The organism is Pseudomonas sp. GV047, from assembly GCF_003058245.1.
Lineage (GTDB): Bacteria > Pseudomonadota > Gammaproteobacteria > Pseudomonadales > Pseudomonadaceae > Aquipseudomonas > Aquipseudomonas marginalis.
On record NZ_QCWA01000011.1, the window covers coordinates 215,666 to 225,605 of the forward strand.

The window sequence follows — 9,940 nt, forward strand, 5'->3', positions numbered from 1 at the left end:
GTCATTTTCTATTTCGAGTGAGCTATGTCTTCATCCAGACCGGTCTTTCGCACCAGCGCGCTGCCCTATCTCCTAGTGCTGCCTCAGGTGCTTATAACTGCCATATTCTTCCTCTGGCCGGCTGGGGAAGCTCTTTGGCAATCTTTGCTCAGTACTGATCCGTTCGGAGTTTCGAGCACATTTGTGGGGTTGGAAAATTTCCGGCACTTGGTCAATGATTCTCGCTACATCGACTCCTTCTGGACGACACTTAAGTTCAGTACGTTGGTGACGGTGTGCGGGATGGTGTTCTCCCTCCTGCTCGCTGCGTTGGTCGACTACGTGGTGCGTCTGCGCAAGCTGTATCAAATGCTACTGCTCTTGCCCTATGCAGTCGCTCCGGCGGTAGCGGCAGTGCTTTGGATGTTTCTGTTCAGCCCGGGGATCGGGCTGCTCAGCTACGGTCTGAACAGTCTGGGTTATGAATGGAATTACGCTCAGAACAGCGGCCAGGCAATGTTCCTCATCGTGCTGGTCTCCATTTGGCAGAAGATAAGTTACAACTTCCTGTTCTTCTTCGCCGCGTTGCAGTCGGTGCCGAAATCGCTGGTCGAGGCTGCAGCTATTGATGGCGCAGGCCCAGTCCGCCGTTTCTTCACCATATCGCTTCCTCTCATCGCGCCGGTCAGCTTTTTCCTGCTGGTCGTCAATTTGATCTACGCGTTCTTCGACACTTTCCCTGTGATCGATGCCGCTACGGGTGGTGGCCCGGTCCAAGCTACGTCAACGCTGATCTACAAGATCTACCACGAGGGTTTCGCTGGTCTGGATATCTCGTCGTCGGCCGCGCAGTCCGTGGTTCTCATGATGCTGGTTATCGGGTTGACGGTAATTCAGTTCCGCTTTGTTGAACGCAAGGTGCAATACCAATGATAGAGAAAAGACCCGGGCTGGACATCTTCAGCCACACCTTGCTGGCACTGGGTGCCCTGACCATTCTGTTTCCGCTTTACATCGCATTCGTCGCCGCCACTCTGGACGGAGATGCGGTGTACCAAGTGCCAATGACGCTCGTACCTGGTAGCCATCTATGGGAGAACATATCCCGGATCTGGTCGCATGGCGTCAACGGTAGCGGGCCAGCATTCGGAATTATGATGCTGAACAGCTTGGTGATGGCCTTGAGCATCACCATCGGCAAGATTGCAGTCTCCATGCTCTCAGCGTTTGCTCTGGTGTGGTTTCGCTTTCCACTGCGAGGTCTTTTTTTCTGGATGATCTTCGTCACGCTGATGCTGCCGGTGGAGGTTCGAATCTTCCCCACAGTGCAAGTCATCGCGGATCTCAACATGCTGGATAGCTACAGCGGTTTGACGCTGCCCCTGATGGCATCAGCGACTGCCACGTTCCTGTTTCGCCAGTTCTTCCTCGCGCTGCCCGATGAGCTCATCGAGGCAGCAAGAATCGACGGTGCAGGCCCAATGCGGTTCTTCTGGGACGTAGTGATTCCCCTCTCGAAAACCAACCTTGCGGCGCTGTTCGTGATCACTTTCATCTACGGCTGGAACCAGTACCTCTGGCCTTTACTGGTCATCAATGACCCAAGCTTTGCAACAGCTGTAGCTGGCATCAAGAGCATGATTTCCTCAACCGGATCGCCGACGCAGTGGAATGAGGTGATGGCGGCAACCCTTTTAACTTTAATTCCGCCGATTGTGGTGGTGTTCGTCATGCAACGTGCCTTCGTACGCGGCCTGGTCGAGAGTGAGAAATAAACATGGCAAGCGTAACCCTCAAGGCAATAACCAAGTCGTACGATGGCAAGAATCAGATCATCCAGCCCTTGGACGTAGAAATCAAAGACGGCGAATTCATGGTGATGGTGGGGCCGTCTGGCTGTGGAAAATCGACATTGTTGCGGATGGTTGCCGGGCTGGAACGAGTGACTTCCGGCAGCATCGAAATTGGTGGCAAAGAAGTCACCAATGCGGAGCCCAAGGATCGGGGCATCGCCATGGTGTTCCAGAACTACGCGTTGTACCCTCACATGACCGTTGAAGAAAACATGTCCTACGGGTTGAAGATTCGCCGTATGGACAAGCAGCAGATCCGTCAGCGTGTGCTGGACGCTGCCCGGAGCTTGGAGCTGGACCAGTTGCTGAACCGACGCCCGAAAGAGCTTTCAGGCGGTCAGCGTCAGCGGGTCGCAATGGGGCGGGCAATCGTGCGTGAGCCGGAGGTGTTCCTGTTCGATGAGCCGCTGTCGAACCTCGACGCACGCCTGCGGGTGCAAATGCGCCTTGAGCTTCAGCTACTTCATCGACGGTTGAAAACGACCAGCATCTACGTGACGCATGATCAGGTTGAAGCAATGACCTTGGCCGATCGAGTCATGGTCATGAACAAGGGCATCGTGGAGCAGATTGGCACCCCTGTGGACGTTTATGAGCGCCCGGCAAGCCTGTTCGTAGCGTCCTTCATCGGCGCGCCGGCAATGAACCTGTTGGCCGGTCACATTGACAACACCGGAACGCGCCTGAAGCTCAACTCTGGGGAGATGATCCCGCTGGGCTTCTGCAAACCGAGCCTTGCAAACAAGCAGATCGTCGTGGGTGTTCGCCCGGAACATATCACGCGCGCTCAGAGCGAGGATTACGGGATCTCCATGGTTGTCGAGACGTTGGAGCTTTTGGGGGCAGATAACCTGGCTCACGGTCGTATTGGCGATGCGGGCCTGATAATTCGCTTGCCGCACGATGAACGCCCTCAGCCGGGGAGCAAACTTTGGTTCCATTTATCAGCCGAGAGTTTGCATTTCTTCGATGCCAAGTCGGGGAAGCGTCTTGATCTGCTAACTCTTTCTAATATGCGCACTGGTTGATCGGTCCAGCTCTGCCCCTCAAGCGGTTGTCAGGCCATGCCCGGCTGATAGCCGTTACTTGGCAGGGTTGCGCCGATATAACGCTTTGTAAAACGGAGCAACGATCAGATCCGCTTCATAGACTTGGCATACACAACGTAAGCGTGGTCTAAGTTTCCTTGAAAGAAATGACCCATGACCAGCAATTTTTGCTTTAAACACGAACGCGCCGCCAGTAGCCATGTACCGCCGGGATGGCTAATTCGAATCATAAAGATCATTCCAAGTGGTATCGCACACAGCAAGTTTGGCCCAACTGCTTACTGTTTCGATATCACGAAATCGATAAATAAAACTTTGCTAAGTCAAGGTTGGGCTCTGGTGAAGAAAACCAAAAACTACATGTACCTAACGCCACCAGCTACGCACCTTACACCACCTTTTGGAATGTCGATCGCTGTGCCGACGAAGGCGGAGTGTCTAGAAATTGCCCGACGGAGCTACACGGTTGGAGGATCATGGTCGGGACAGGTGGGAGGATGGCCAGCGTGGTACGAGCATGAGGGTTCTTCGAAGAATGGATTGCACCTTTTATGCCAGCAGGAACGCAGTGATCCTACATAAAAGACGAGCGCCGCAGTCAATACTTTATATCGGCGAATTTGGTTTTTGGGAGATCAAAATACACAAAACTGATAATGGCTTTGCGGTAGTTAAAGGGGACGAAGAGGACTGAAGTTCTACCTTTGCAAGTAATGTCGAACCCTGGTCTAGAATAGCGTGGAGCGAACAGTGTGATGATACCCAAGCCGGCGAAGATTAAGCGCACGAAGCAAAGGGCGACGGTGATATACCATCGGGGAGAGGAGGTGCTGCTCGTACGCAAGCGAAAGGCTAACTCTAAATGGAACCTACCTGGTGGTCGTCTCGATCAGAACGAGACTGCTATTGAAGCTGCCTTCCGTGAGATGGCTGAGGAAACGGGTTTAGAGTTAGCGCATCTGGCTTACATAGCTGAATTTAAAGACACTCATATCATCCATCACCTATTTGAGAGCTCTGCATCACTGGTCGTGGAACCGCGACCATGTAACGAGATTGAGGAGTGCCGTTGGTTTACGTTGAAAGAGCTAGACGAGCAAGAAGTCACTGGAGTTGTTGAGGCATTAATTGATGGTGTGAGGAATGGGCGAAAAGGTTACTCGGTTGTAGTCGGCTCGGCCGCCTATACCGTAGACCCGGTAAGCACGGACAGCATGTGTGGCCTTGTAAGTTGGTTTCGGGAAATAGCGATGACATGGTGATATACCGTGGAAGTGTACTACTGCCGCTGAAGTGGTAGCGCGTCTGCCTACTGCAGAAGACATATTGGGGAGACGCAAGATTACTTGCCTGTAAAGATCGTTGCCTGGGCATCACTTCAAGGGGCTTTTCGAGAGGATTGCGGCCGCCAAGCCCGCATGTCATCTGTCGAATAAAATAAAGAAATTAGCACTTGTGTTGCATCTAGATATATTTTTTGAACGTCGCCGCCGTGATTGCCATGGTCACCCCAAGCATCACGGAACAAGGCAGAAATACGGCCATAGGATTGAGCGAAAAGGGCAGGGACAGGTAAATGATCCAGGGCACGATCAACAGGGATAAAACTGCTCGCTTGGCGCGGTGATAGACAAAGCTGCTTTCTCGCCCGGCGCCAAACTTGCGCAGGTCGCGGCGCATCAAACCATCGACAAAACCGGTTAGTGCGGCCAGCAGAAACAAGGGTGTCGCCAGGACTAGAATGGTCAGGCGCACCACGAAGGTGAAAGTGACATACACCGCCGACAGCACGAAATCTTCAATGCGTACGTAGAGCTGATTGGTCCAGCCCCAAAAGCCGTTGCCTTGGCTCGAAGCCCGCGCCTGCTGGGCAAAATCCGCGAAGCCTGTCTTGACCAACAACCACTGATTGAGGAGCTCCAACCACTGGCCAATCGTTTGTCCAGGTTGTTGGATGATGAGTGAAGATTTGAAGTGCTCACTCAGCCAGCCCAGTTCGTTCGTCAACATAGCTTGGCTGTGCCGCCAACCCTGATCACCCCAGAACAGCAGCAGGCCAGCGAACTCGATCAGGATCGAAAACAGCAACGAGGCGACCAGCAAACCGATGATGCGTAAAACCAAGCCAATCGCCGAGACGATTAATCCCGGGCGCTGGATCGGTTGTGGCGGCGCGTTCTGGACGGAAGTCGCCATCGTTTACTCCATTGCACACCGTTAAGTTGATGCCGCGACGGCGCCTGCCGAATACGTGTTTGCTGAATCGAAACCTGTGGCGGCCGGGCTACCCCACCTGATCCAGATCGAAGCTTGTGGTTGGACCACCACCGCTTGCGCTCCACCATTGTCCCGCCTGCTCGTTGTAAGACGCCCGCATCCGTTGAGTGAGTTCCTGCAGGTCTTTGGGCATGGCGTCGTCGTTGGAGGGTTTTGGCAACGGCATGCGGACTTTCCACAGCTGGCCACCGGCCTGGAAGGAGAACATTTGTCCCTTGGGCAAACTGACGATATGAGCCGGCTCGATCAGCGGCACACTGGTGCTGCTGACACGGTCCTGTGAGGATGAGGTGAAGTCCGTGTTGGCCTCAGGATCGGAGGTGTCGGTGGCACCCGACACCAGGGTCTTGGTCAGTACGTTGACCTTGGGCAACTGTTGAGTAAGCAGCTCTGCGGTGGCAGTTTCGCGCACCCGCAGCATTTGCAGGGTGTTGAAATTGCCGATCACCTGACCGGCCTTGGCGCGGTTGCCTATACGTGCTTCGATATCGCTGAGGGTCTGGGTGTAGGCGGTTACCTGGATACCAGCGCCGCCACCCTTGTTGATCAGCGGAATGAACTCATCACCCATCAACTCGTTGAACTCATCGGCGTGGAGGTTGATCGGCAACTTGTCACTGTTGTTACCCGATTGGGGCAGGCCATGGTCAATGCCATGTTTGTAGATGTGGCCCGCGACCGAGACCAAGTCGGCGAACATGGAGTTGCCCACAGCGGCGGCCACCTCGGCGTCGGTCAGCGCATCCAGACCGACGTAGACGATGCCGCGTTTTCGGATGATCTGCATCCAGTCGAAAATTGGCCGAGGGTCATCTAAATCGGTGTAGTTGGGGGCCAGTAACTGGGCGGTCTTGCCGGTGGTGAGTTTCTCCAGCAGCGGCAGTAGCGAGGCAACGATCTTGTCGAAGTAAGTACGGTCGTAGCGCACTGCCGAACGCAGTCCGTCCATTACCGGATCAAATACCCGTTTGGCCGCCAGGTACTGCTCGATGGCCACCACCCGCTTTTCGCGTCCCACCATATGCCGGGGAATGTTTTTCTCGTTGAGCTTGCCTTCAAGTTGGACAATCACTTCCCAGGCCTTCGGGTCGGTCTTGGCGAAAAACTGCTGGGCGTATTCGATGAACAGCGCATCGATATTGACCACATGTCTCTGGATCTGCAGGTAGTCCGGACGCCGGCCCAACTCGATCAGAGCGCGGGCGATGATGTTGACGAAGCGCCAGGCGAACTCACGGAAGGCCGCCGAGTTGCCTTCACCGCTGAGTTGCCCGGCGATGCGTGACGCCACTTCCGAGATGCGACCGAAACGTCCCACGGCGTTGTAGCGGGCTGAAATTTCCGGCCAGCCCAGATGGAAGACATAAAACTGCTTCTCCCGACCGGCGCGTTTGGCTTCGACGTACATGCGCTTGAGCAGGTCGGCATCGCCCTTCGGATCGAAGACAATCACTACCTCGTGTTCGACACGGTGTATGTCCTGGGTGATATACACCTCGGCGAGTCGCGTCTTGCCGACACGGGTAGTGCCGAGCACCAGGGTGTGTCCGACCCGTTCGCCCAGCGGCAGACTGACTTCCGTTTCATTGGGCTCGACCCCATGCAACAGCGGCGAGCCACCGACTGGGGGCAAAGGGCGCAACGGATTGAAGGCACTGTCCCAGGCGGTGACACGGGCCAATGTCGAGAGCGGAAACGGTGCATGCTCCAGGCGCTGTTCGAGTCCACGGGCCAGGCGGTAGCTGGTCGGTTGGTCGACATAGTGGGCGACCGCCGGATCCTGGGCCTCGACCAAGCGCTGGGTGTGCAGGCGGGTCCAGCGAAAGCCGCGCCCCATAAACAAACGCTTACGGCTGACCGGAATCTGCCGACTGGTCAGTTCGTAGCGGGGCAGCCGGCGGATATTGCGCCGATAGCGCAGCACCTCCCAGGCTTGTCGCAGGCGGATAAGGCCGAACAGGGTATAGGCCAGCGCCGCAGCCAGCCCGATCTCGGGTGAGAGGGCCACAGCCCAGGGCGAGTACACGCACAACACCGCGGCGGCGATGCAGATCGCTACCGTGTACAGCTCCACCGCTGGCCGGAGCTTGGACTCCATCGCATGCTCGGCCATGACCTGACTCACTGTTCCAATGAGGTGGCGGTGATCAAGACGGGGTAGTGCTCAATCTGCAGGCGGGTGGCGATGTCGTTGCCGTTGACCGGCAGGATGGTGATGTCCGGAGCGGCTGCTCGAATTCGGGCCAAAGCTTCGGTATCGGTTACTTCAACCGCTAGACCGGCCGCGCCCATTTCCTGCAGTTCAGTCGCGCGTTGACGCAACCAAGCCAGTGACTGGGGATCCTCACCGACCAGGAAAAATGGCCGTAAGCCCGGCATGTTCAGGGCGCGAGACGTGATTTGGCCGGGGCTCAAGTGAGAGCTGCGGACGGGTAGTATCCAGGCTTCATCGGCAAACGTGGACAGGTCCGCATGCATGGCCCGATCAGGCTGGGTCTTGTTGTTTATTGGCGGCCTGGCGACCTGAAAATGGGGTCGGGTGAAGTCGCTAGGCTGATCCCCGGCTACGGTCAGTTCCGGCTGGGCGAAAGGAGCCAAGAGCAGGATGAAATAGCAGATAAGGGATATTCGCTTCATGGTGGTGTGCCCTGTTTGAAGGAAACCTGCAGTCGTTCGAGTTGTCGGGAAAAGCCGGCGCGGTAACGCGCGGCCGGCGTTCCTCCTGCCGGGCGGTGATAGCGGCCGGCAGCTGACACCCAATCACCGGTAGCGGCGTGATGCTCCTGCAACAGCACGGCGGTCACGGCGAGATTTCGGTAGGGATCAAGGGCTTCGCAGGGGCTGGAAAAACGTTGCCCGTGGTAACCCAGGTTGGTTTGTCCGAGTCCGGCATCGACCCGCTTGGCGTCATGTCGGGCGAGTGCCTGAAGTAAGGCGTAACAGGCGGCCCGGCGAGTGGCGAAGCGGTAGGGTGTTCCGGCGATGTTCAGTGTCCAAGGCCAGGGCAGCAGCCGACCACGAACGCGGAGTCCACTCTCCTGCAGGGCAATCGCGAACAGCACCGTAGAAGGGATGTCGGCGTCATGCGCCGCCAGTTGGTAGGCAGGAGGCGGCAGTTCGTCAGCCTGGACGGCGAGCATCGTCAGCAGGAGCGCAATACCACTCAGTCGAGGCGTTCCCATTGTCCATTCACCTGTTGGTAAGTGGCGGGCAATGGCCCCAAGGCCCCCAGGCTGAACCAGCGACCACGGTCATGGTTTAGGGTGATCTGCCGGCGTTGAACCTTGGCCGGATCGATGTCCGCTTGCCGAGCCCAGCGACGGACGCGTTCATCCTCGCCTTGGCTGCCCACCAGGTAGATATCGAACGTCGTGTCACTGTTTTGCAAACGTTGTGCTTCAGCGGTGCATGCAGGGCAGTGGTCCTCCACAAACAGTGCTGGGCGCGGGGCGACCGATGAGCTGGTAGGGGACGAAGATGCCATGCCCTGGATCGGCAGCAGCCCGGGAAACAGCTTGGTCCAGGCCGCGGTGTAAGCGTTTTGGTAGGCCAATTCACGCTCGGCGCGTTTGGCTTCCAACGAAACCTGCAATTCGGCATAGCGCTGGCGCTCTTGGTCGGTCTGGGCCTCGACCCCGAGTGCGGTCAACGGATCGAGGTTCGGGCTCCAGAAACCGCGCGGGCCGGTTTGGATCTGTTCGAAGCGCGTCCACTCCTGCTCGGTCAGGCCCCAGCTCGCCGCCTGTTCAGAGTCAGAGCGCCCCAAGGGCGCGACCTGCTTGTCCTGGTTCCGTGACGGTGTCGTGACGGGGTTGCCCATCGCAGCGCCCATAGTCAGTAGCGAAGCGAGACAGACGACGGGGAGTAGTGGCGCTCTGTTCATGATCGCTTCTCAAGGGAGTTGCACGGTCTGGTCTGGCTGAGCGGCCACCGCGAAGATGGCTGAGTTCGGCTCCAGTACTTTTAGGTGCCAGGCGCCGAACTGCTCACCGCTATGCAGCAGCCGAACATCCATGAGCGAGCGACTGTCGGGAGGTGCGACCGCTAAAAAGCGCTCACTGCCACGGGATTCGACTCCCAACACCGAGAACGGTGGCGAGAGCGGGACGGGCTTGGGGCGAGCCTTCTGTTTCGGCTTGGTCGCGGAAGAGTTTGGCGGTGGGGGGGATGGCTGAGTCTTGAGGTCCAGAAGCTGCCGCTCGACCTGTTCAAGGCGTGCGCGCAGCGCTGTCAGGTCTGCCTCGGTGGCGCGGGCTGCCAGACCGTCGCGCAGTTCCTGTATCTCTTGCGCCCATTGATCCAACATCGGATCGAGGGTATTGGCCTGTTGCTCACCGGTATCGACCATCTGTTTCAGGTCTTTCAGCGCGTACTGCAGTTTTTCCTGTGCATCCTTGAGGGCGTTTGCATCACGTTGCAGGGTGTCCAGAGTTTGTAGGTGTTGGGTATCCGTGCTCTGCAGTTCTGCCATGCGCTGGTACTGGTTATACAAACCACCGCTCAGCCCGGCGACCGCCAAGCAAAGGAGCCCGATGATGAGGGTTTGAAACGTTGAGGCTTTCATGGCCGCGCCTCCGATTGATGGGGCAAGACGGGTGTGATCAGCGCGACACCGGCATCCGTTTTCTGCTGTTCGAAGCAGACCGAACGGCTGACTTCGTCGGTCGTAAGTTGCCAGGTGGGGCCCGCCAGCACTTGTAGGGCGTTGCGCAAAGGGATTGGCCCAAGCCGGTAATGGGCCGCGGGCAGGGGCCGAGTAAACAGCACCCTCACGGACGCGGT

At 57.2% G+C, this 9,940-nt stretch carries 10 protein-coding genes and 1 pseudogene; 4 read left to right on the forward strand and 7 right to left on the reverse strand.

Going from position 1 to position 9,940, the window contains the following annotated elements; all coding sequences use genetic code 11:
* Positions 1-24: 24 nt before the first annotated feature.
* The 4 genes from ugpA (at position 25) to C8K58_RS25250 (ending at position 4,143) form a co-directional block, all read left to right on the forward strand.
* Positions 25-912, forward strand: a complete 888-nt coding sequence (gene ugpA, locus C8K58_RS25235; protein ID WP_108574543.1) for a sn-glycerol-3-phosphate ABC transporter permease UgpA — start codon at positions 25-27, stop codon at positions 910-912.
* Positions 909-1,754, forward strand: a complete 846-nt coding sequence (ugpE, locus tag C8K58_RS25240; protein WP_108574544.1) for a sn-glycerol-3-phosphate ABC transporter permease UgpE — start codon at positions 909-911, stop codon at positions 1,752-1,754. The genes ugpA and ugpE overlap by 4 nt, the downstream gene beginning before the upstream one ends.
* 2 nt (positions 1,755-1,756) lie before the next feature.
* Positions 1,757-2,860 carry a sn-glycerol-3-phosphate import ATP-binding protein UgpC gene (locus tag C8K58_RS25245; RefSeq protein ID WP_108574545.1) on the forward strand — a complete coding sequence of 368 codons (1,104 nt, stop codon included), beginning with the start codon at positions 1,757-1,759 and terminating at the stop codon, positions 2,858-2,860.
* A 776-nt stretch (positions 2,861-3,636) separates the two neighbouring features.
* Positions 3,637-4,143, forward strand: a complete 507-nt coding sequence (locus tag C8K58_RS25250) for an NUDIX domain-containing protein (RefSeq protein WP_108574546.1) — start codon at positions 3,637-3,639, stop codon at positions 4,141-4,143.
* Positions 4,144-4,345: 202 nt separating this feature from the next.
* On the opposite strand, the gene C8K58_RS25255 is transcribed toward C8K58_RS25250, so the two are convergent.
* The 7 genes and pseudogenes from C8K58_RS25255 to C8K58_RS25285 form a co-directional block, all read right to left on the reverse strand.
* Positions 4,346-5,077 (reverse strand): TIGR03747 family integrating conjugative element membrane protein, encoded by a 732-nt coding sequence (locus C8K58_RS25255; protein ID WP_108574547.1) that lies wholly within the window; start codon positions 5,075-5,077, stop codon positions 4,346-4,348.
* A gap of 88 nt (positions 5,078-5,165) precedes the next feature.
* On the reverse strand, positions 5,166-7,271 hold the full coding sequence (traD, locus tag C8K58_RS25260; protein ID WP_054092814.1) for a type IV conjugative transfer system coupling protein TraD: 2,106 nt from the start codon (positions 7,269-7,271) through the stop codon (positions 5,166-5,168).
* Positions 7,272-7,279: 8 nt separating this feature from the next.
* Positions 7,280-7,795 (reverse strand): integrating conjugative element protein, encoded by a 516-nt coding sequence (locus C8K58_RS25265; RefSeq protein WP_054092813.1) that lies wholly within the window; start codon positions 7,793-7,795, stop codon positions 7,280-7,282.
* A complete protein-coding gene (locus C8K58_RS25270) occupies positions 7,792-8,340 on the reverse strand; it encodes a hypothetical protein (protein WP_054092812.1) in 549 nt (182 codons plus the stop codon). Before C8K58_RS25270 ends, C8K58_RS25265 begins: the two co-directional genes overlap by 4 nt.
* Positions 8,322-9,041 carry a TIGR03759 family integrating conjugative element protein gene (locus tag C8K58_RS25275; protein ID WP_108574548.1) on the reverse strand — a complete coding sequence of 240 codons (720 nt, stop codon included), beginning with the start codon at positions 9,039-9,041 and terminating at the stop codon, positions 8,322-8,324. Before C8K58_RS25275 ends, C8K58_RS25270 begins: the two co-directional genes overlap by 19 nt.
* 9 nt (positions 9,042-9,050) lie before the next feature.
* A complete protein-coding gene (locus tag C8K58_RS25280; protein WP_108574549.1) occupies positions 9,051-9,722 on the reverse strand; it encodes a chemotaxis protein in 672 nt (223 codons plus the stop codon).
* A pseudogene (locus tag C8K58_RS25285) lies at positions 9,719-9,940 on the reverse strand (pili assembly chaperone); the annotation flags it as partial. The gene C8K58_RS25280 and the pseudogene C8K58_RS25285, both read right to left, overlap by 4 nt.